Source organism: Roseibium sp., from assembly GCF_050301095.1.
Lineage (GTDB): Bacteria > Pseudomonadota > Alphaproteobacteria > Rhizobiales > Stappiaceae > Roseibium.
In genome coordinates this window covers 1-19,868 of record NZ_JBNKYW010000231.1, presented here as the reverse complement: position 1 = coordinate 19,868, position 19,868 = coordinate 1, and the positions used below count along the sequence as shown (strand labels likewise).

General features: G+C 60.9%; 20 protein-coding genes. 13 read left to right on the top strand and 7 right to left on the bottom strand.

Annotated features, from left to right (window positions below; genetic code table 11):
* Positions 1-2: 2 nt before the first annotated feature.
* A complete protein-coding gene (locus tag ACQY7U_RS20285; RefSeq protein ID WP_428648502.1) occupies positions 3-365 on the bottom strand; it encodes a nuclear transport factor 2 family protein in 363 nt (120 codons plus the stop codon).
* A gap of 100 nt (positions 366-465) precedes the next feature.
* Between ACQY7U_RS20285 and ACQY7U_RS20280 the strand changes: the two genes are divergently transcribed.
* From ACQY7U_RS20280 to ACQY7U_RS20230, 11 genes are all read left to right on the top strand, one after another.
* Positions 466-1,899, top strand: coding sequence for a PLP-dependent aminotransferase family protein (locus tag ACQY7U_RS20280; protein WP_428648500.1), 1,434 nt, complete (start codon positions 466-468; stop codon positions 1,897-1,899).
* Positions 1,900-2,069: 170 nt separating this feature from the next.
* A complete protein-coding gene (locus ACQY7U_RS20275; protein WP_428648495.1) occupies positions 2,070-2,717 on the top strand; it encodes a hypothetical protein in 648 nt (215 codons plus the stop codon).
* A 332-nt stretch (positions 2,718-3,049) separates the two neighbouring features.
* Positions 3,050-5,032 (top strand): AMP-dependent synthetase/ligase, encoded by a 1,983-nt coding sequence (locus tag ACQY7U_RS20270; protein WP_428648492.1) that lies wholly within the window; start codon positions 3,050-3,052, stop codon positions 5,030-5,032.
* A complete protein-coding gene (locus ACQY7U_RS20265) occupies positions 5,029-5,856 on the top strand; it encodes an ABC transporter ATP-binding protein (RefSeq protein WP_428648489.1) in 828 nt (275 codons plus the stop codon). Before ACQY7U_RS20270 ends, ACQY7U_RS20265 begins: the two co-directional genes overlap by 4 nt.
* Before the next feature lie 15 nt (positions 5,857-5,871).
* Entirely contained in the window at positions 5,872-6,825 is a 954-nt protein-coding gene (locus ACQY7U_RS20260; RefSeq protein WP_428648487.1) for a branched-chain amino acid ABC transporter permease, read from the top strand.
* Between the two features lie 272 nt (positions 6,826-7,097).
* Positions 7,098-8,174 (top strand): branched-chain amino acid ABC transporter permease, encoded by a 1,077-nt coding sequence (locus ACQY7U_RS20255; RefSeq protein WP_428648485.1) that lies wholly within the window; start codon positions 7,098-7,100, stop codon positions 8,172-8,174.
* 109 nt (positions 8,175-8,283) lie between these two features.
* Entirely contained in the window at positions 8,284-9,612 is a 1,329-nt protein-coding gene (locus ACQY7U_RS20250; RefSeq protein ID WP_428648482.1) for an ABC transporter substrate-binding protein, read from the top strand.
* 64 nt (positions 9,613-9,676) lie between these two features.
* A complete protein-coding gene (locus ACQY7U_RS20245; protein ID WP_428648479.1) occupies positions 9,677-10,525 on the top strand; it encodes an ABC transporter ATP-binding protein in 849 nt (282 codons plus the stop codon).
* Between the two features lie 40 nt (positions 10,526-10,565).
* The gene (locus tag ACQY7U_RS20240; protein WP_428648476.1) at positions 10,566-11,804 is read left to right on the top strand and encodes a phenylacetate--CoA ligase family protein; all 1,239 of its coding nucleotides are present in this window, start codon (positions 10,566-10,568) and stop codon (positions 11,802-11,804) included.
* Between the two features lie 225 nt (positions 11,805-12,029).
* Positions 12,030-13,109 carry a ferrochelatase gene (gene hemH, locus ACQY7U_RS20235; protein ID WP_428648473.1) on the top strand — a complete coding sequence of 360 codons (1,080 nt, stop codon included), beginning with the start codon at positions 12,030-12,032 and terminating at the stop codon, positions 13,107-13,109.
* Positions 13,110-13,181: 72 nt separating this feature from the next.
* On the top strand, positions 13,182-14,708 hold the full coding sequence (locus tag ACQY7U_RS20230; protein ID WP_428648470.1) for a hypothetical protein: 1,527 nt from the start codon (positions 13,182-13,184) through the stop codon (positions 14,706-14,708).
* Positions 14,709-14,720: 12 nt separating this feature from the next.
* On the opposite strand, the gene ACQY7U_RS20225 is transcribed toward ACQY7U_RS20230, so the two are convergent.
* Both ACQY7U_RS20225 and ACQY7U_RS20220 read right to left on the bottom strand, forming a co-directional pair.
* A complete protein-coding gene (locus ACQY7U_RS20225) occupies positions 14,721-15,017 on the bottom strand; it encodes an antibiotic biosynthesis monooxygenase family protein (protein WP_428648467.1) in 297 nt (98 codons plus the stop codon).
* 50 nt (positions 15,018-15,067) lie between these two features.
* Entirely contained in the window at positions 15,068-15,487 is a 420-nt protein-coding gene (locus ACQY7U_RS20220) for a MerR family transcriptional regulator (RefSeq protein ID WP_428648464.1), read from the bottom strand.
* Between the two features lie 129 nt (positions 15,488-15,616).
* On the opposite strand from ACQY7U_RS20220, the gene ACQY7U_RS20215 reads away from it, so the two are divergent.
* Entirely contained in the window at positions 15,617-16,213 is a 597-nt protein-coding gene (locus tag ACQY7U_RS20215; RefSeq protein ID WP_428648461.1) for a cation transporter, read from the top strand.
* A gap of 12 nt (positions 16,214-16,225) precedes the next feature.
* Here the strand turns inward: ACQY7U_RS20215 and ACQY7U_RS20210 are convergent, their stop codons facing one another.
* The 3 genes from ACQY7U_RS20210 to ACQY7U_RS20200 form a co-directional block, all read right to left on the bottom strand.
* Positions 16,226-17,191: a metallophosphoesterase gene (locus ACQY7U_RS20210; RefSeq protein ID WP_428648458.1), complete on the bottom strand. Its 966-nt coding sequence runs from the start codon at positions 17,189-17,191 to the stop codon at positions 16,226-16,228.
* Positions 17,192-17,358: 167 nt separating this feature from the next.
* Positions 17,359-17,598 carry a hypothetical protein gene (locus tag ACQY7U_RS20205; RefSeq protein ID WP_428648456.1) on the bottom strand — a complete coding sequence of 80 codons (240 nt, stop codon included), beginning with the start codon at positions 17,596-17,598 and terminating at the stop codon, positions 17,359-17,361.
* A 122-nt stretch (positions 17,599-17,720) separates the two neighbouring features.
* Positions 17,721-18,125 (bottom strand): serine/threonine protein kinase, encoded by a 405-nt coding sequence (locus tag ACQY7U_RS20200; protein ID WP_428648454.1) that lies wholly within the window; start codon positions 18,123-18,125, stop codon positions 17,721-17,723.
* A 149-nt stretch (positions 18,126-18,274) separates the two neighbouring features.
* On the opposite strand from ACQY7U_RS20200, the gene ACQY7U_RS20195 reads away from it, so the two are divergent.
* Complete coding sequence (locus ACQY7U_RS20195) at positions 18,275-18,778, top strand: GNAT family N-acetyltransferase (protein WP_428648451.1); 504 nt, start codon at positions 18,275-18,277, stop codon at positions 18,776-18,778.
* Between the two features lie 8 nt (positions 18,779-18,786).
* On the opposite strand, the gene ACQY7U_RS20190 is transcribed toward ACQY7U_RS20195, so the two are convergent.
* Positions 18,787-19,734 (bottom strand): tyrosine recombinase XerC, encoded by a 948-nt coding sequence (locus ACQY7U_RS20190; protein ID WP_428648448.1) that lies wholly within the window; start codon positions 19,732-19,734, stop codon positions 18,787-18,789.
* Positions 19,735-19,868 lie beyond the last annotated feature (134 nt).

The window sequence follows — 19,868 nt, the reverse complement described above, 5'->3', positions numbered from 1 at the left end:
CTTCAGTTCTCTTCGTCTCTCTGTATTTTCCGGTAGGCGTCCTTGAGGACGATCCTGCCGTCGTGAACCCGCAGAAAATCGCATCCCAGTTCGACGCTGCCGTCAGGCAAAGTGTATTTCCAGGTCCAGAAGGCGCAGTCGCCGAAAACCACAGGAGTGGAGGTTTCTGCGACTGCGCCTTCGTCCAGGGCGAACATTGCCCCGACCAGCCTGCGAATGGCGGCGCGTCCCTGCGCCCTCCGACCCGGATCCGGCCCAACCGACGCGGCATAGACGGCATCCTCGGCAAAAAGGCCGGCCACGGCCTCCGGATCCCTGTCGGTCCAGGCGATTGCAAGTTCCTGCAATATCTCTTGAACCGTCAACGTTCTCGACCTTCCTGATTGTCCTTCGCGCCATGGCTTGCCAGAATTTTGGATTATTGTAATGATCCAAAATGGATCAAAAACTATGGACCAATTCGTGATGACACCGTCTTCCCACCTCGCGCGCCCCAACCTGCAGAAAGGCAGGGGCACGCTGACGGCGCAGCTGGTGTCCTACCTTCGGGGGATGATCACCGCTCACAAGCTGCGTGCCGGTGACCGGTTGCCGCCTTCCCGCGACCTTGCCCGGGAGTGGGGGGTGGCACGGGGCACGCTTGTGGAGGCGATCGAGATCCTGTGCTCCGAAGAGCTGCTCATCTCTCGGCAAGGCGCCGGCGTCTTTGTTTCCGACCAGGCCGAACGTACGCCAAGTGCGGGCTTCGTGGTGGCGGACAGCGTGGTGGCGCTTCCAAGAAAAATCCCCGAACCGAGGATGGACCAGATCCGGGCAGCCAGAACCGACTTCCGGCCATGCCGGCCGTCGGTCGAGAAATTCCCGTTCGCGGTCTGGCGACGCCTGGTTGCGGATGCGGCTGCGCGCGCTCCGTCTCCGGATGTCGCGGATATCCAGGGGGCTGCAAGCCTGAGGGCCGAGATCTCGGACTATCTGCGAAGGGCCCGTAGCCTGACGGTGCCGTCGGACAAGGTTTTTGTCAGCATGGGGATCGTTCATGCCGTTCATCTGCTGAGCCGGCTCTATCTGAAACCCGGATCGAAAGTGGTGATGGAAGAGCCGGGTTATCCTCTAGTGCGGCAGATTTTCGAACTTGCCGGCGCCGAGATCCTGCCATGCCCCGTGGACGAGGACGGGCTCGTTGTCGAAGCGCTGCCGGATGAGGGACGCGATGTGGCATTCGTCTATGTGACGCCCTCTCACCAGTTTCCTTTTGGTGGAAGGCTTTCGGCGGCGCGGCGCTCCGCCTTGATCGAATGGGCCATGACACATGGCGCAATCGTGCTTGAGGACGATTACGACGGTGAATTTCGCTATGACGTTCCTCCGCTGCCGCCGCTCGCCGCACTACCGAACGAATGCGTGGTCTATCTGGGAACCTTTTCCAAAACCCTGTTTCCGGATTTGCGGGTCGGCTATGTCGCCGCTCAGGCGCCCATCATCGAGGCGCTGAAAAACTATCGTGCGATTCATGAATACGGTGTTGGAACCACACTTCAATTGGCGCTGGCTGACTTCCTGGCGTCCGGGCAATTCGACAGACACATTGCACGCATGAGCAAGCTGTACCGGCAGAAACGCAATTGCCTTGCCCTGGCCCTGAAGGAGCAGGGCGTTCCTGGAAATCTTGCCGGGTTGCAGTCGGGACTGCACAGCGTCCTTCTTTTCGATCCCGCCCTGGATGCCGAGGCGGTGTCCGGCCGCGCCGAGAAAGCCGGGCTTCTGGTTCCGCCAATCAGCAGGTATTCGCTCACGCCGCGGAGAGCGCCCAACGGCCTGGTCATCGGCTATGCCGCATCGTCTCCGGGTGAGATTCGCGACGGAGTTTCCATGCTGAAAGAGGCTTGTCAGGGCGAGTAGGGATTTCGGTTGGCCCGCTGTGCTGGTTGCATTCCCGGTCCCATGATCCAAAGGTAAATGCAGCCACCGATTGCAATTTCGGTCGATGCCTCAAAAAGTTCGCTATTGTCGTTGAAAGCGAAGGTGCGGGATGTGCTGGCCCGTTAATTGCTCATTGGAGGAAAGTGCAGATGCCTGGATCTGACTGGTTTGCCAAAGGTGTCGCTGTCATGGTGTTCCTGGCGCCTTTGCTGACGGTGCCGGTGCGGGCCGAGCCATGGAATACACCTTATGACCGTTTTTTCGAAGATCCGAAGGCGAAGGCGGAGTTCAAGACGCTGGACGACGGAACCGAGGTCCGGTCTGTTCTCCTGCCGGGAGGTGTGCGGCTCGAAGAGCGGCGCGAGGATGGCGCGATAAGTCGTTATTCCATGGATACCAGTGGTGCCGGCGCGGTCCTGTGCACCAGGGAAATCTTTCTCACCGTCCAGATCGCACTGGCCGTTTGCGAGGATCTTGAAAACCGGACGGTCTCAAACAGGCTGGACGAGGCGTTGGGACGGATCGACGATTTCGTCGTGGCCAATTCGGTCGAACCGGTTTCCCTGTCGCAACTGCATGAGAACGAACAGGCAAGGCTGATCGAATTTCGCAAGGAAATGAGGGGCGCGTCCGATGAGGAGAAAGTTGCCTCCTGCCGAAGTGTCGACGAGGAACGATTCCGCTTTAGAGCCGAAATCTCCAGGGCGCTCGGCAGCATGTCCGACGAGGACTTCCGGAAATGGCTCGACCACCTGCTGGCGGTTCCGCGGCTGCCTGCCATGAATCCCTGTCTTTGATGCCCTGAATGGGGGCGAGGGGCAGCTGCAAACCGGCGGCGTGACAACAATTCTGGTTTGTGGCGGATATTTTCCGTTCTTCAAGTGATTGACACGAAGGGTATTTTTTCTCCGTCTTCGCACTCGCAGCGCGATTGAAACAATTCGACATATTTCAAACATACTGCTGCAAATCCGCCGGACTAGCGTTGAAATCGAAGGGCATGGGGCATTGGTTGCTCCCGGGTTCAACCAAAAAGAGAGGTTGAAGCTTGTGGGGACAGATTGTTTCATGACCCAATAGGGAACGACCCTGGACGAACCGGGGCGCCTTCTAAGGGAAGAAACGATACATGGTAGGGTCGGCCAGCGCTTCGCCGCGCGGGGAAGACACCTTTCCGAAAATCCTTCTGCGCAACGCGGAGGTCTTCGGAACCCGGACAGCATTCCGGGAAAAGGACTTCGGGATCTGGCAAAGCTGGACCTGGTCCGAGGTGTGTGAAGAAATCCGCGCGTTTTCCATTGGACTGAAATCACTCGGGCTCACGGCGGGAGACAAGGTCTCTATCGTCGGCGCGAACCGTCCGAGGCTCTATTGGGCCATGGTTGCTGCCCAGGCGCTCGGGGCGGTTCCGGTGCCGGTCTATGCGGATTCGGTGGCCGAGGAGATGGCCTTCGTGCTCGGGCACGCCGAGGTCAAGTTCGCCGTGGTCGAGGATCAGGAGCAGGTCGACAAGCTGCTCTCCATGGCCGAAGACGTGCCGAGCCTCAAACACATCATCTACGACGAGCCGCGAGGCTTGCGGGATTACGATCACACCCATCTGCACGATTACGCATCCGTCCAGGACAAGGGCCGCGAACTCCTGTCGAAAAACGCAGGGCTCGCCAGGGAATGGGAGCAGGATTTCGAGGACGGCAAGGGCTCCGATCTTGCGGTCATGCTCTACACTTCCGGTACGACCGGGCGTCCGAAGGGTGTTATGCTGTCATTCGACAATCTGGCGATTTCGGCAAGAAACGCCAATGTCTTCGACCATCTGAACGAAACCGAGGAAGTGCTCGCCTATCTGCCGATGGCCTGGATCGGTGACCATGTCTTCTCGCTCGCCCAGGCGTTCACGGCCGGCTACTGCGTCAACTGCGCGGAAAGCATGGACACGATCGATGTCGACCGGCGCGAGATCGCGCCGACCTATTTCTTCGCGCCGCCCCGCGTCTTTGAAAACATGCTCACCATGATCATGGTGCGCATGGAGGATGCCGGGAAAACCAAGCGCCGGATGTTCGACTACTTCATGGGTGTTGCCAAGAAGGTCGGAGAAAAGATCCTGAACGGAGAGAGCGTCGCCTTCACGGACCGGCTGCTGTACGCGTTGGGGGAATTCTGCGTCTACGGCCCGCTGAAGAACCGCATGGGGCTGACGCGCATGAAGGTCGGCTACACGGCCGGGGAAGCGATCGGGCCGGAAATCTTCCAGTTCTACCGATCGCTGGGACTGAACCTGAAGCAGCTCTATGGCCAGACCGAAGCCAGCGTCTACATCACGCTGCAGCCGGACGGCGAGATCTTCGGCGATACCGTCGGCAAGCCGGCGCCCGATGTGGAGCTGAAGATCGCAGAGAACGGCGAGGTCATGTACCGCTCGCCGGGTGTGTTCGTCGGATATTTCAAGAACGAAGAGGCGACCGGCGAAACCAAGACGCCGGACGGCTGGGTGCATACGGGCGATGCCGGCATCATTGCCGAAAACGGTCACCTGAAGATCATCGACCGCGCCAAGGACGTCGGCAAGCTGACCGACGGCTCGCTGTTCGCGCCGAAATACATCGAGAACAAGCTGAAGTTCTTCCCGAACATCAAGGAGGCGGTCGCCTTCGGTAACGAACGGGACAGGGTGGGCGTTTTCATCAACATCGACCTGACGGCCGTCGGCTCCTGGGCCGAGCGCAACAACGTCAACTATGCCTCCTATCAGGAACTGGCCGCCCACCCGGATGTCTATGCCATGATCGAAAGCCATGTCGATCAGGTAAACCGGGATCTGGCGCAGGAGCCGATGATGGCAGGCGCCCAGATCAGGCGGTTCCTGGTCCTGCACAAGGAACTGGACGCCGATGACGGCGAGCTGACGCGGACCCAGAAGGTTCGCCGGAACTTCATCGCCGATCGCTATGCGCCGCTGATCGAGGCACTTTACGATGGCTCGACCTCAAAACATGTCCGCACCGAGGTCACTTTCGAGGACGGCCGCAAGGGCGCGATTGAGGCGACGGTCGAGATCCGCGACATGAAAGCCCATGAGGCCAAAGGTTTTCAGGAGGCCGCCGAATGAACGCCTTTGTAGCAGATAAGGAACTCGCGCCCACGGGTGCGCCGGAGGCTTCTGAACGAGAGGTTCTCCTGAGTGTCGACCACGTGTCGCTGTCCTTCGGCGGCGTGAAGGCGATCACGAACATCTCCTTCGATATCCGGAAGGGCGAGATCCGCGCGATCATCGGTCCCAACGGGGCAGGCAAGACGTCGATGCTGAATGTCATCAACGGCTTCTACCATCCCCAGGAAGGCACGATCACCTGGCGGGGCAGGGAACGGCGGAAGATGAAGCCCTACGAGGCCGCCAGCCAGGGCATTGCCCGCACGTTCCAGAATGTGGCGCTGTTCAAGGGCATGACCACGCTGGACAACATCATGTCCGGACGGTCGCTGAAAATGCACAGGAACTTCTTCTGGCAGATGCTGTGGCGCGGCCCGGCGGAGCAGGAGGAGATCGAACATCGCCGCAAGGTCGAGGACATCATCGACTTCCTCGAAATCCAGGCCATCCGCAAGACACCCGTCGGACGACTGCCCTATGGCCTGCAAAAGCGGGTCGAGCTTGGCCGGGCGCTGGCCATGGAGCCGGAGCTTCTGCTGCTCGACGAACCCATGGCGGGCATGAACCTGGAAGAAAAAGAAGACATGAGCCGGTTCATTATCGACGTGAACCAGGAATTCGGCACGACGATCGCTCTCATCGAACATGACATGGGGGTGGTGATGGATCTCTCCGACCGTGTGGTTGTGCTCGATTACGGCAAGAAGATCGCCGACGGTCCTCCAGAAGAGGTCCAGGCAAGCCAGGACGTGATCGACGCCTATCTCGGCGTGAGCCACTAGGGAAGGGACCAGGACATGCTTTACGACATTTTCATCGATCCCTTCGTGCAGATGTACGACATGCCGGATTTCTTCCTGCAGGTTCTGTGGGAAGGCTTCGTCTCCGGGATACTCTACGCGCTGATCGCGCTCGGCTTCGTGCTGATCTTCAAGGCCTCCGGGGTCTTCAACTTCGCGCAAGGCATCATGGTGGTCTTCGCCGGCCTTACCCTTGTCGGCCTGAACGAAGCCGGCGTGCCTGCCTATCTGGCGCTCATTCTGACCATCGGCGTCATGGGGATACTCGCCTATGGGGTCGAACGCGTGGTCATGCGGCCGCTGGTCAACCAGCCGGATATCATCCTGCTTATGGCGACCATCGGGCTGACCTATTTCCTGGTCGGTTTCGGCGAATTCGTCTTCGGCGGCGAACCGAAGCAGATGATCACCGAACAACTCGGGCTTCCGACCGGTTCGACCGCAATCGAAATGGGCGAACGCGGCCTGATCATCCTGCAGCATATCGATATCGCCGCGGCGGTCATCGCCATCATCATGGTGGCCGCACTGGCGCTGTTCTTCAACAAGACCCGGATCGGCCGGGCGCTCAGGGCGGTGGCGGACGATCACCAGGCGGCGCTCTCCGTCGGCATCTCGCTCAACCAGATCTGGGCCATCGTCTGGTTCGCAGCCGGTCTGGTGGCACTGGCGACAGGCATCATGTGGGGCGCGCGCTCCGATGTGTCCTTTGCCCTCGAAATCGTTGCCTTCAAGGCGTTGCCGGTGCTGATCCTCGGCGGGTTCACCTCGATCCCCGGGGCGATCGTCGGCGGTCTGATCATCGGCTTCGGCGAAAAGATCGGCGAGCTCTACTGGGGCGGCCTCGTCGGCGGCGGCATCGAGAGCTGGCTCGCCTACATCATCGCCCTGATCTTCCTTCTGTTCCGGCCGCAAGGCCTCTTCGGCGAACGCATCATCGAGCGGATTTGAGAGCCTTCCATGACCAGATTAAAGCATTCTGTTCGTTGTCCAGCTAGGCGATCTGCGCGGAGGGACGCGCGGCCCATAGCGGGACTATGGGCAAGCGGCCCGACAAAGCAGGCGTCCGCTGGAATCGAACCCGAAGGGCCGGGCTGGTTTGGCCCAATGCCTTCAGGCTTCGCCTCGACCGTGCGGCCAGCACGGCCTTCGGCAAATCCCTCGATCTTGAACCAAACCAGCTCCGGCAGAATGCTTCAATCTGATCACGGAAGGCTCTAACCATGTTCTATCGCGAAGCTGGCCAATTCAAGACGAGCTACAAGGCGGATCAGGCACTGTTCCCGATCCTGCAGGACAAGATCGGCATGGTTGCCATCCTGCTGATCGCCTTCGTGGTCATCCCGGCCTTTGCCAACGACTTCTTTCTGACGTCCATCATGATCCCGTTCCTGGTGTTCGCACTGGCGGCGATCGGACTGAACGTGCTGACCGGTTACTGCGGGCAGCTGTCGCTCGGAACCGGGGCATTCATGGGCGTCGGTGCCTATGCAGCCTATAAGCTCACGAGCATTTTCCCGGACGCGAACGTCGTCGTCATGGTGCTGGTCTCCGGGCTGTTCTCCGCAGCCATCGGCGCCATCTTCGGCCTGCCGAGCCTGCGCATCAAAGGACTGTACCTGGCCGTGACGACGCTGGCCGCGCAGTTCTTCCTTGAGTGGTGCTTCATCCGTATTCCCTGGCTCTACAACTACAATGCCTCAGGGGCGATCGAGGTTCCGCACCGCGAGATGTTCGGCATCGTCGTTTCCGGCGCCGAAGCCACCCCGATTGCCAGGTACTTCATCGTGCTGGCCATTACCGTGTTCATTGCATTCGTGATGGCCAACGTGCTCAGGGGCCGCATCGGCCGGTCCTGGATGATGATCCGCGACATGGACATCGCCGCCGAACTGATGGGCATCCGGCCCCTGCGGGCCAAGCTCAGCGCCTTTGCCGTCTCGTCCTATGTCTGCGGCGTTGCGGGGGCCATGATGGTGTTCTTCTGGCTGAACGCGGCCGAGCCGTCGTCCTATTCCATCAGGCTGTCGTTCCAGATCCTGTTCATGGTGATCCTGGGCGGCCTTGGCAGCCTGAGCGGCGCGTTCATGGGCGCGGCCTTCATCTGGATCCTGCCGGTCTTCCTGAAATTCGTTCCGGGTCTTCTGGGCATCGACCTGGCCGCGGAGACGGTGGAGCACGCGACGTTCATGATCGTGGGCGCGCTGATCATCTTCTTCCTGATTGTCGAACCGCACGGATTTGCGCGGCTCTGGCAGATCGGGAAACAAAAGCTCAGGGTCTGGCCATTCCCCTATTAAGGCTGGCCAGCCTTTTCGCCGCCATCCGGACTTGGACCGATCCGGTGAGGAATGGCGTAACCGGTCCGGCGGTAACGGGTTGTCCGGAACCGCGTGGGAGGAGAATACGATGAAAATCAAGCAACTTGCGCTGGGAACCGCTGTTGCCCTCGGGGTCGGTTTTTCCGGCGCCATGACAACCGCGGTTCAGGCCGAAGACGCGAACTATGTTCCGCTCTTGACCTACCGGACAGGGCCTTACGCCGGTTCGGGTATCCACATCGCCAACGGCATGAATGATTACCTGCAGATGCTGAACGAGCGCGATGGCGGCATTGGCGGCGTCAAAATCGAGATCGAAGAATGCGAAACCGGTTATAACGCCCAGAAAGGCGTTGAGTGCTACGAAGCCACCAAGGGCAAGGGCGCACTGGTCTACAACCCCTATTCCACCGGTATCACGCTGCAGCTGATTCCGAAGGCGAGCGTCGACAAGATTCCGGTCCTGTCCATGGGTTACGGTCTTTCCGCCGCTGCAGATGGCTCCACCTTCCCGTGGATCTTCAACGTGCCGGACACCTATTGGGACGGCGCCTCCGTCGTCATCAAGTACATCGGCGAACAGGAAGGCGGTCTTGAGAACCTGAAGGGCAAGAAGATCGGCTACATCTTCCTTGATGCCGGTTACGGCCGCGAGCCGATCCCGCTGCTGGAACAGCTTTCCGAAAAATACGGCTTCGAGCTGCTGCAGTATCCGGTGCCGGGTGCCGAAATGCAGAACCAGTCGTCTCAGTGGCTGAACGTGCGCCGCGACCGTCCGGACTACATGGTCATGTGGGGCTGGGGCGCGATGAACCCGACCGCGATCAAGGAAGCCGTCAAGATCCGCTTCCCGATGGACAAGTTCATTGGTGTGTGGTGGTCGGCCGGTGACGACGATGCATCCGCAGGCGGTGAAGGTGCCAAGGGCTACAAGGCTCTGAACTTCTCCGGCGTCGGCAGCGACTTCCCGGCAATCGCCGACATCAAGAAATTCGTGGTCGACGCAGGCAAGTCCTCGACCGACGCGGAAACCATAGGCGGTACGCTCTACAACCGCGGCGTCCTGAACTCCGTCATCATCGCCGAAGGCATCCGGACCGCTCAGGAACTGACCGGCAAGAAAGTCATCACCGGTGAAGACATGCGCATGGGTCTCGAAGCTTTGGATCTGGACGAAGCCCGTCTGAAGGAACTCGGCCTTGCAGGCTTTGCACATCCGATGAAGGTGACCTGCGAAGACCATGCCGGCAGCCATCCGGTCTTCATTCAGGAGTGGAACGGCAAGAAGTGGCAGCAGGCCTCCGGCTGGATCGAGCCGATGACCGATCTTGTCCGGCCGCTGCTTGAAAAGGCCGCCGCCGAGTATGCGGAGAAAAACGCTCCGTGGCCGGCACGCACTGAAGCCTGCCCGAACTGATAGGCAGTCCGCTCCGCCGCGCCTCTCGTCATGCGCGCGGCGGAGCCTCTCAGGAGAGTATGGAATGGCATTACTGGATGTAGAACAGCCCGGTTCGGAAGCTGCAGCGGCGGAAACGATCCTGACGGTCAACAATATCGAGGTCATTTACGACCACGTGATCCTTGTGCTGAAAGGCGTTTCGCTGACGGTTCCCAAGGGAGGCATCGTGGCCCTTCTGGGGGCGAACGGCGCAGGCAAGACGACCACCCTCAAGGCGGTTTCGAACCTTCTCGGCGCCGAGCGCGGCGAGGTGACCAAGGGCAAGATCCTGTTCGACGGCGAGGAGGTCCAGGCGCTTTCACCGAACGACCTCGTCCGCAGGGGCTGCATCCAGGTGATGGAGGGACGGCACTGTTTCGGCCACCTGTCCATTGAAGAGAATTTGCTGACCGGCGCCTATACCCGCAAGGACGGGCACAGCGCGGTGAAAGCCGACCTTGAAATGGTCTACAACTATTTTCCGCGCCTGCGCGAGCGGCGCCAGAGCCAGGCGGGTTACACGTCCGGCGGCGAGCAGCAGATGTGCGCGATCGGACGCGCGCTCATGAGCCGGCCGAAAATGATCCTGCTGGATGAGCCGAGCATGGGACTCGCCCCCCAGCTGGTGGAAGAGATCTTCGAGATCGTGCGCCAGCTCAACCAGAACGAGGGCGTGTCCTTTCTCCTGGCGGAGCAGAACACCAATGTCGCACTGAAATACGCGACCTACGGCTACATCCTGGAATCGGGCCGCATCGTGCTCGACGGCGACGCCAAGGCGCTGCGCGAAAACGAGGATGTGAAGGAATTCTATCTGGGCGTCGGCGGCGAGGGCCGCCGGTCGTTCCGGAACGTCAAACACTATAAACGAAGGAAGCGCTGGCTGGCCTGACCGGGAAACCGGCCTGAGGCCTCAACAGGCGGAGACGACCATGAGCGACAATCAGTTTGATGCGCGCGAGCGGCAAGACCCCGCTCAGCGCGAACGGGATCTTTTTGCCCGGTTGCCGGACTTTCTTACCCACGCCGCGGCCAAGTCGGCAAGCTGGGCGGAGCAACTGGCGGGGCATGACTTCGGCGCCGTGACCGACCGCGCGTCCCTCGCCGGCCTGCCGGTTCTCAGGAAGTCCGAGCTTCTGGAAAAACAGCGGGCCAATCCGCCCTTCGGCGGGTTCCTGGCCGGAGAGCTGGCCGGGGCTGCCCGCGTCTTCATGTCGCCCGGACCGATCTGGGAACCCCAGGCGCCGGGGCTCGACCCCTGGAACGGTGCCCGCAGCCTCTTTGCGGCGGGTTTCCGCAAGGGCGATGTCGTCCTCAACGCCTTTTCCTATCACCTGACCCCTGGTGGTTTCATTCTCGATCAGGGCGCCATTGCCCTCGGCTGCACGGTGTTTCCCGCCGGGGTCGGCAACACCGACACCCAGGTGGAAGCTGTCGAAGTGCTGAAACCCACCGGTTTTGTCGGAACCCCGGACTATCTCAAGATCCTCCTCGACCGGGGCCGGGAACAGGGGCGGGATGTCTCCTCCATCCGCAAAGCCCTTGTTTCCGGCGGGGCGCTGTTTCCCACGCTTCGGCAGGAATACGAGGATCAGGGCATTCAGGTCGGCCAGTGTTATGCCACGGCGGATCTGGGCGTCATCGCCTATGAGACCGAGGCGAAGGACGGCATGGTGGTCAACGAGGACTACATCGTCGAGATTGTCCGCCCGGGGACCGGCGAGCCGGTCGCAGATGGCGAGGTCGGGGAACTGGTCGTGACCAACTTCAACAGCCTTTATCCGCTGATCCGCTTCGGCACGGGCGACCTTTCGCGGATCGTGCCGGGACAGTCCGCCTGCGGGCGCACCAACATGCGCCTGGCCGGGTGGATGGGGCGCGCCGACCAGCGCACCAAGGTGAAGGGCATGTTCATCGACCCGGTCCAGATCGCCCAGATCGTCGCCGCCCACCCGGAAGTCGGCAAGGCCCGCCTGGCGGTGAGCCGGGCCGGAGAAACCGACGCCATGACGCTGTCGGTCGAAACCGAAGTCAGCGAAAACGCGCTTGCCGAACGGGTGGCTGAAACCCTTCGCGATGTCACAAGGTTGAAGGGCGACGTGAAGCTCGTGCCGCCCGGCGGCCTTCCCAATGACGGCAAGGTCATTTCGGACGAACGGGAATACGGGTGAGGCAGGGGGCCATCCTTTTGGCGGGCCACAAGCAGTAGCTTAACACCCGACCTCATCCTGACGGACCTCCTCAGGACGCGGTTTCTGTTGTTGCAAGTCGTCCCGGTGTTCTGGCTGTGATCCGCCGCTCGACTTCTGACGTATGGCAAATGCCGCATTGGCCTCGGCTTCCGATTGGCCTATGTAAGGCGGAAGTTTGACAGGAAATCAGGATCAGCCCCCTTCATGACCGTACAGCCGCGCGACACCCTGAGTGCCGATAGGGCAGCAGAGTTCTCCAAAGTCCGACTTCCGGAAGACCATCCATCGGTCAAAAGCGGCAAGGTCGGCGTGCTTCTGGTCAATCTTGGTACGCCGGATGCCACGGATTACTGGCCCATGCGCCGGTATCTGCGCGAATTCCTTTCCGACAAGCGTGTGATCGAGTGGCCCCGGGCGATCTGGTATCCGATCCTCTACGGTATCGTTCTGATGACCCGGCCGGGCAAGTCCGGCAAGGCTTATGAGGAAATCTGGAATCACGAAAAAAACGAGTCGCCCTTGCGGACGATCACCCGTGGCCAATCTGAAAAGCTGGCTGAAATCATGGGAGACCACGACGGCCGCCTGAAGATCGACTGGGCCATGCGTTACGGCCAGCCGTCGATCCCGGACAAGCTCAAGGCCCTCAAGGACGACGGCTGCGACCGCATACTGGTGTTTCCGCTCTATCCGCAGTATTCGGCAAGCACGACGGCAACGGTCAACGATGTCGTCTGCAGGGAAATGCTGAAGATGCGCTGGCAACCGGCCATCCGTACCGTGCCTCCCTATCACGACGATCCGGTGTATGTGAGCGCGCTGGCAAAGTCCGTCGAGCGGCATCTTGAAAGCCTCGATTTCGAGCCGGACGTGGTGCTGACCTCCTACCACGGCATTCCGCAATCCTATTTCAGGAAAGGCGATCCCTATCATTGCCACTGCATGAAGACGACACGGCTGATGCGGCAGGTGCTCGGATGGGGGGAGGACAAATTGCGCGTGACCTTCCAGTCCCGCTTCGGTCCGGAAGAGTGGCTGCAGCCCTATACCGACAAGACCGTCGAACAGCTTGCGAAGGACGGGGTGAAGAATATCGCGGTCATGAATCCGGGCTTCGTGGCCGACTGCCTCGAAACGCTTGAGGAAATCGCCGGGGAGGCCGGGGAAATCTTCGAGGAGAACGGCGGCGAGCACTTCAGCCATATCCCCTGTCTCAACGACAGCGATCTGGGCATGGAAGTCATCACCCATATCGTCCGGCGAGAACTTGGCGGTTGGCTCTGATCGCGCAAAGCTGATAAGCCTTCGCAGGCAGTCTCTTTCTTATGACTGAGTCTTTCTGGTTGCGGGGGCATCTTGAAACAGGCTGAATGTGAACCGGTCGGTTCCGGAACATGTGCGAACGGCTGGCTTGCCGCTACCGTGTGGTTGATCCTGACGCTGATCTGCGGGCTTATTTTCTTCTGGCCGGACCGCACGATCGCCCATGTCGACGATCTGTTTTTCATTCCCTGGGCAAGCGAATACGCTGCAAGCAGGGAGCACATCAATCCGCTCCTGTCGGTACAGTTTCCGGGGCTGGAGAACTACCATCTCTACACCCGCTTTCACCTGATCATCGCCGGTCTGTTTCTGGATCTCTTCGGAACGTCGACCGTCAGCGTGCTTGCCTATGAATTTACCTGCTATTTCCTGACAAGCCTGGCCTTCTCTGCGCTTTGCCTCGCCATCCGGTTACCTCGGGCTGCCCTGTTCGTCCCGGTCCTGTTCGCGCCGATGTATGTGGTTACCGGGTTCCGGCTGGAGATAACCGCCTGCGTCTTCTGGATGTTCGGCCTTTTCTTGCTGTTCGGCGCCGGTGCCCTGCAGCAGAAGGGCTCCCCGCTCCTGCGGGTGTCCCTTCTCAGGGCAGCCGCCAAATTAGCGCTCGCCTTTGCGCCGCTGGCCTCGCCCGCCGTCTTCGCATGGAGCCTCGGGGCGATCCTGATCCACGATCTGTGGCGTCTGGTATTCCGCGAGGCGAAATTCATACCTCTGCTGCTTGAAAATGCAGCCGCGCTTGCGGCCGGACTGCTGGTGTTCTCGATCAGCATCGATTTCCAGTACCGCGAGTTTGTCGACCAGATCGTCTTCCATTCCGCAAGGTCGACGGGGCATGGCGTCAACGGCGAGGCTCTCGGACGGGCCGCCCTGTTCGCGTTGGCCGGGCTGGTATCGTTCCGCTGGTCGCGGCCCGTTGCCCTTTTGTGCCTGATGCTGTCGCTGGGACAGGGGGCGGGCGCCTTCCTGCATGACAAGGTGCCGGTGCGCAATCTGGCCGCAAGCATGATCTTTCTTGTGGTGGTGGATGCGCTTGCCAGGGGGCGGCTGCGCCGGGTCGCGCCCGTGCTTTATGTGCTGACCTTTTTTGCCGTCTCGGCAAACTTCCTGCTCTTTTATACCGTCTCCGGGCCGGTGGGCGGAGTCGAGGCGGCGGCCCGTGATTACCGGTCTGACATCGAGGCGGACAAGCGCGTCTTCATCGACGAGACCATGGCTCACCATTTCCTCGATCATCAGACGCGTGATGCGATCTCCTGGACCTGGGGCCGCAAGTTTCCGCTTGCCCGGGCCGAGCACCTCAGCGAATTGCGGGAAGGCGAGGTCTGGTATCTCAGTCCCTATACGCTGTTCGGCTATCTGAAGGGACATACGCAAATTGCCAAGGCGCTGGCAGGTGAGGTTCGCTACGAGCGGGTTCCTCAGTTGCCCTGTGTCATGGGCCGCCATTCCTGCCGCTTGCCGGCCGAAAGATGGGCCATGCTGCGCCTCGAGCGGGACGGCGAGACGATCAAGGTCAGGGATTACGCCGAAGACCGTGCGTTTGCCGTCCCCGGAAACTGAAGTGGCCGCACCTTATGTTTCCACCAGGTCATAGTGCCTGATAGTCCGGGATTCGACCAGTTCGGCTTCCGCGGGATCGATGTGAGGGCTTTGATAGTCCTCGCCGACAAAGGCCTTCAGGGCATCGAGGTTTTCCCAGATCATCACGAAACTGAATTCCCTCGGACTATCGGCGCGGGGCGCGCCGGGCAGAACCGAGACAATGCCTGGCGTGCCCTTCATCAGCGGGATCGCCATTTCATGAAAGAAATTGCTGAACTCGGCTTCCTTGCCGGGCCGGACTACGACCTGAAAGATTCGCATGATCATCTGGGCACCTCCGCAAGTTTCCCGGAGAGTATACCACGCTGCTGGAGCGATCAGTGCTCGTCCCGGCACAGGCCATGGTCGGCGAAGGCCTTGAGGACGTTGCATTCCGTTACCTTGTGCGGCCCCTTGCAGCTGCTGGCGATCCGCGACAGCTCGTTTTCCAGCTTGCGCAGATGGGCGATGCGCAGGCGCACGGCTTCCAGCTGCCGGACAGCGATCCGGTCGGCCGCCTCGCAGGTCTTGTCCGGGTGCTGGCTGAGCTCGATCAGGTCGCGAATCGCAGGCATGGGCAGGCCGAGATCCCGGCAATGCTTGATGAACCCGAGCCGGTCCAGGTCGGTCTCTCGGTACCGCCGCTGGTTGCCTTCCGTGCGCAGGGGTTCCTCCAGAAGGCCTTCCTTTTCATAATAGCGGATGGTCGGCACTTTCACGCCGGTCTGCCTGGACAGTTCGCCGATCGAATAATCCATCAAAAAAACCTCTTGAAGCTCTAGTCGCTATAGGGATTACAAACCTCTTCAGTCAGAAATCAAGCGTTTGAAGGACAGGATTTGAAGATGGGTGCGTGTTGCGGACAGTCTCACGGAAGTTTTGACGGTATGTCCAGGGACTACCGGCGGCGGCTCTGGCTGGTGATCGTGCTGAACGGCGGTATGTTCGCCATTGAAATGCTGGCTGGGCAGGCGTCCGGTTCGAAGGCGCTTCAGGCGGATGCGCTCGATTTCTTCGGCGACGCCGTCACTTACGGCATCTCGCTGGCCGTCATCGGCGCCTCCCTCAAGACCCGGGCCCTTGCTGCACTCGCCAAGGGAACCAGTCTGTTGCTGATGGGGATCTGGGTCGCGGCCTCGACGCTCTACCAGGTGTTCGTCCTCGGAGTGCCGCAGGCGGAGATCATGGGATCGATCGGCTTCCTGGCGCTGGCCGTCAATCTGACCAGCGTTCTGCTGCTCGTGCGTTACAAGGACGGCGATGCAAATGTGCGCTCTGTCTGGCTGTGCTCGCGCAACGATGCCATCGGCAATGTCGCCGTGATGCTGGCCGCGCTCGGTGTCTGGGGAACGGCAACGGCCTGGCCTGACCTGATTGTCGCGGCAATAATGGCGAGCCTCTTCGTCAATTCCGCGGTCCAGATCCTCTCCCAGGCGATCCGGGAATACCGGCACGGGACGGCGCACGCGGCCGCAGGCGAGTGACTGGGACTGGACCTAAACGCCCGCGGCGCTGTTCTGGCGTCCCAGATGCACCATGGTGATTTCCGGCGGGACGCCGAAGCGGACCGGCAGGATTGAGCAGCCTAGTCCCCCGGAAACGATGAGATGCCGTGGTTCGGCGCCAAGTCCGAGGTGCCGGGTCAGGTTGGTTCCCGCCCAATCGACAATATGGCCGTAGGCAAGCTGGGCATTCCTGGTTTTCGGATAGGCGGGCATATAGCCGAAACAGTTGATCTGCCCGCCATGGGTATGACCGCTCACCGTCAGGCTGACCCGGTCTGGCACTTCGGCGATGATGTCCGGCTCATGGGCCATCAGCAGTATGGGAGCGTCGTCCGTCACCTGGGCCAGCGTCCCGGGAAGATCGTCCAGTCCCTGCCAGCGCCGGCGCTTGAGTTTCCGGTTCGGGGCAAGGGCAATCTGGTCGTCCAGCCCGGCAAGCCAGAACGCCTTGCCGTCCTTTTGCAGGCGTCTGGCGCGGTTCTGGTAGAGGGGAATACCGGCACTTTCCAGTGCCGCGCCGTATTTGGTCTGCCCGCTGCCGGTGATCTGGGCCTGTCTGTCGTCCCACCAGTCGTGATTGCCCAGGATCGCATGGGTTCCGAGCGGCGCGGACAGGCCGCCGAAAAGGTCGGCCCAGGCCTGCGGCGGGATCGGATCGTATTGCCACTTGTGGCTGGCAACGTAGTCGCCGAGCAGCAGAACGATGTCCGGCTTCAGGGCGTTGGTCTGTGCCACGATCGAGCGGACCCGCTCCAGGCCCATCCAGGGATCGCAGATATGGGGATCAGCGATCAGGGCGGCGGTCAGTTCAAGGTCCTTCGGCCAGCGTGGCGGTGTCAGGTGATATCGCTGAATGCGCAACCGGAAGGGCTCGACACCGACGGCGTAAGCCGGTGCGGAAAGGGTTGCGAGGAGGGACACACCAAGGCCCTGCAGAAAGCGGCGTCTGGAGATCATGTGCGTTCATCCGATTCGCGAAGGAAAAACGTGAGTTTCATTCCTGCCGCCGGGATGAGGCCTGACTGGGGCAAAGTTCTGCAGATTTTGTGCATATCGCGGAAGGCACGAAAAAAAGACCCGCTGACAGGCAGCGGGTCCAACTTGGAGCTAATCGACAGATCGGTTTAACGGGCGGGTTTTTCACCTGGAACCGGTGGGAGACGCATTTCCAGGAGCGTTTCATCGTCAAGGTCATTGGTGGCAATGGCGATGTCGGTACCGGTCGCCGGAACGGACGCCGTATCTGCAACCGTCATCCTCTCGTCGGCTTTTGCCGTCTTGTCCCAAGAACAGGCTGCTGCCGCGGGAATGGTTGCAATTGCCCCTAGGGCAAGCGCCGCAACGCCGGTGCTCAGCAAACGCATGTAACCCCTCCATTCTGTGTTTCTGCGCAAAGGAGCGCAGCACCAAGGAGGGTAGGGCGCAAAAGCGGGCCGGCAAGCCCTTTGATCGAATTTTTCCGGTACCCCTTGCCCACGGGACGGCGCTATTCCCGCTTGAGATTGTAGGTCTTTTCCCGCTTGGGCTCCGACAGGTCGTTGACGATGTTGATGACCTGCACGTCGAGCAGGTCGCCGAACCCCTTCAGGGTGAGCTGCTTGCTGTTCAGGAAGCCGATCAGGAGCACCTCAACAGCACCGTCGGAGCGCAGTTGGGCGTCGGTCCAGCCCCACTTGCAGTCGCGGGGAACGCAGGAGGTAAAGGCCCGGACGCGTACGAAAACCTGCTCGTTCTCACAGCGGCTCTCCACCTCGACCCGGCTGATTTCCTTCGGTTCGGCATCCGCATTGACCCAGACACCATCCTCGGGGATCGGGCAATAGATCCGCTCGGCCAGGGAAGGTGCGGCCGAGAGCAACAACAAGCCGAAGGCAAGGATCAACAGACGCATCCGCACTCTCCCGTTGGTACAAAGCCGCAAAGCTTGGCTGTCAGCGTGATTTTGTCCAAATGCAACCTAACTGATTGGTGAGGCGGCCACCAGAAGACGTTGCCCCTATAGTGAACAACTCATGCCAGCAGGTCAGTCAGAGCCGGATCATGCATTCATTGGAAACCGAACGTTTTATCTTAAGACCACCGGAGGAAAGCGACCTGCCGGTTTATCGGAGGTTTTTTTCAGACGGCGACGCATCCGGTTTTTATGGTGGGCCATTGAGGGACGACCAGGCCTGGCGCGTGCTCGCGGGCCATCTCGGGCACTGGCTGTTGCGTGGTTATGGAATGTGGATGATCGCCCCGAAAGGCGGCGGGGTGGCAGTTGGCGGTTGCGGATTTGTCTGGCCGGACGGCTGGCCCCGGCGGGAACTGACCTGGTGGCTGTTGCCCGCGGCAAGGGGGACGGGCGCCGCAGTCGAGGTGTCCAATACGGCGATCCGTCATGCCTATGACAGCTACGGCTGGCCGCTTGTGGAGACCCACATGGACGACCTCAACCACGCTGCCAGAAAGCTTGTTCTGAAACTTCGGGGACAGGAAATAGCGCGTGAATCCTTTCCCGATGGCAAGACACGGACAGTTTACCGGTTGCCCCGGCCGGATTGAGGCTCGGCCTAGCCGCGCGGATGGGCCTTGTCATAGGCTGACAGGAGATGCGCGCCGTCGATCTCGGTGTAGATCTGGGTCGAGGCGAGGCTGGCGTGGCCGAGCAGTTCCTGAATGGTTCTGAGATCGCCGCCGCCCGCCAGCAGATGGGTCGCGAAGGAATGGCGCAGGGCATGCGGGGTCGCCGTGTCCGGCAGGCCGAGCGCGCCGCGCAGCCTGGCCATGGCCAACTGGATCATGCGCGGGTTCAAGGGGCCGCCGCGCGCGCCGAGAAAAAGCGGCCCTTCCGGGTTTATGGCATAGGGACAGAGCTTCAAATAGAGCTCGACCGCCTCGCAGACGGCCGGCAGGATCGGAACGATGCGCTCTTTGCGGCCCTTGCCGACGATGCGCAGGGTCTTCGCGCCGTCCTTGGGCGCCATGCTGCCGGTCAGTGACAGGGCTTCGGAGATACGCAGGCCGCAGCCGTAAAGCAGCGTCAGAACGGCGGCATTTCGAGCTTCTATCCAGGCTTCGCTTTCCATCGCCAGATCGCCGCTGGTGATGTCGATGGCATCTTTCGAGGAGACCGGCTTCGGCAGCGAGCGGGCCTGGCGCGGCGGACGCACGGCGCTGGACGCGGCCGCATTCACCTCGCCGCGCCTTTCCAGATAACGCAGGAACGAGCGGATTCCGGCAAGGCCGCGGGCAAGCGAGCGGCTTTGAACGCCCTGCCGCCGGCGATAGGCAAGAAAGCCGCGAAAGTCGGCGGGCTTGAGAACGGCGATCTGCTTCAGGCCGGGGGCGCCGCCAAGATGATTGGTCAGAAACCGCAGGAACTGGCGCACGTCCCGCTCATAGGCCAGCAGGGTCTTGTCGGACAGGCGCCGCTCGTCGGAAAGATGGTCGAGCCACTGGTCCACGCGCTGATTGAGATCAGGCCTGGCTGTTACGAGTAGGCTGTCCTTGTTCGTCATGTCATACCCTTGCCGGAAACTTCCCAAAATCGGCCGGTCGATGGGAAGCACAAGGTCAATCTACGGCGTGAAGGAAAACAGGAGGTTTATCGCCGTCCAGAACGGCGGCGGTCAGCCGGCCGGAGAACACCGCG

Excerpts from the sequence above, each read along its gene's own strand:
- ACQY7U_RS20280 (WP_428648500.1), top strand. The coding sequence starts at position 466 with ATGACACCGTCTTCCCACCTCGCGCGCCCCAACCTGCAGAAAGGCAGG.
- ACQY7U_RS20275 (WP_428648495.1), top strand. The coding sequence starts at position 2,070 with ATGCCTGGATCTGACTGGTTTGCCAAAGGTGTCGCTGTCATGGTGTTC.
- ACQY7U_RS20270 (WP_428648492.1), top strand. The coding sequence starts at position 3,050 with ATGGTAGGGTCGGCCAGCGCTTCGCCGCGCGGGGAAGACACCTTTCCG.
- ACQY7U_RS20265 (WP_428648489.1), top strand. The coding sequence starts at position 5,029 with ATGAACGCCTTTGTAGCAGATAAGGAACTCGCGCCCACGGGTGCGCCG.
- ACQY7U_RS20260 (WP_428648487.1), top strand. The coding sequence starts at position 5,872 with ATGCTTTACGACATTTTCATCGATCCCTTCGTGCAGATGTACGACATG.
- ACQY7U_RS20255 (WP_428648485.1), top strand. The coding sequence starts at position 7,098 with ATGTTCTATCGCGAAGCTGGCCAATTCAAGACGAGCTACAAGGCGGAT.
- ACQY7U_RS20250 (WP_428648482.1), top strand. The coding sequence starts at position 8,284 with ATGAAAATCAAGCAACTTGCGCTGGGAACCGCTGTTGCCCTCGGGGTC.
- ACQY7U_RS20245 (WP_428648479.1), top strand. The coding sequence starts at position 9,677 with ATGGCATTACTGGATGTAGAACAGCCCGGTTCGGAAGCTGCAGCGGCG.
- ACQY7U_RS20240 (WP_428648476.1), top strand. The coding sequence starts at position 10,566 with ATGAGCGACAATCAGTTTGATGCGCGCGAGCGGCAAGACCCCGCTCAG.
- hemH (WP_428648473.1), top strand. The coding sequence starts at position 12,030 with ATGACCGTACAGCCGCGCGACACCCTGAGTGCCGATAGGGCAGCAGAG.
- ACQY7U_RS20225 (WP_428648467.1), bottom strand. The coding sequence starts at position 15,017 with ATGATCATGCGAATCTTTCAGGTCGTAGTCCGGCCCGGCAAGGAAGCC.
- ACQY7U_RS20220 (WP_428648464.1), bottom strand. The coding sequence starts at position 15,487 with ATGGATTATTCGATCGGCGAACTGTCCAGGCAGACCGGCGTGAAAGTG.
- ACQY7U_RS20215 (WP_428648461.1), top strand. The coding sequence starts at position 15,617 with ATGTCCAGGGACTACCGGCGGCGGCTCTGGCTGGTGATCGTGCTGAAC.
- ACQY7U_RS20210 (WP_428648458.1), bottom strand. The coding sequence starts at position 17,191 with ATGATCTCCAGACGCCGCTTTCTGCAGGGCCTTGGTGTGTCCCTCCTC.
- ACQY7U_RS20205 (WP_428648456.1), bottom strand. The coding sequence starts at position 17,598 with ATGCGTTTGCTGAGCACCGGCGTTGCGGCGCTTGCCCTAGGGGCAATT.
- ACQY7U_RS20200 (WP_428648454.1), bottom strand. The coding sequence starts at position 18,125 with ATGCGTCTGTTGATCCTTGCCTTCGGCTTGTTGTTGCTCTCGGCCGCA.
- ACQY7U_RS20195 (WP_428648451.1), top strand. The coding sequence starts at position 18,275 with ATGCATTCATTGGAAACCGAACGTTTTATCTTAAGACCACCGGAGGAA.
- ACQY7U_RS20190 (WP_428648448.1), bottom strand. The coding sequence starts at position 19,734 with ATGACGAACAAGGACAGCCTACTCGTAACAGCCAGGCCTGATCTCAAT.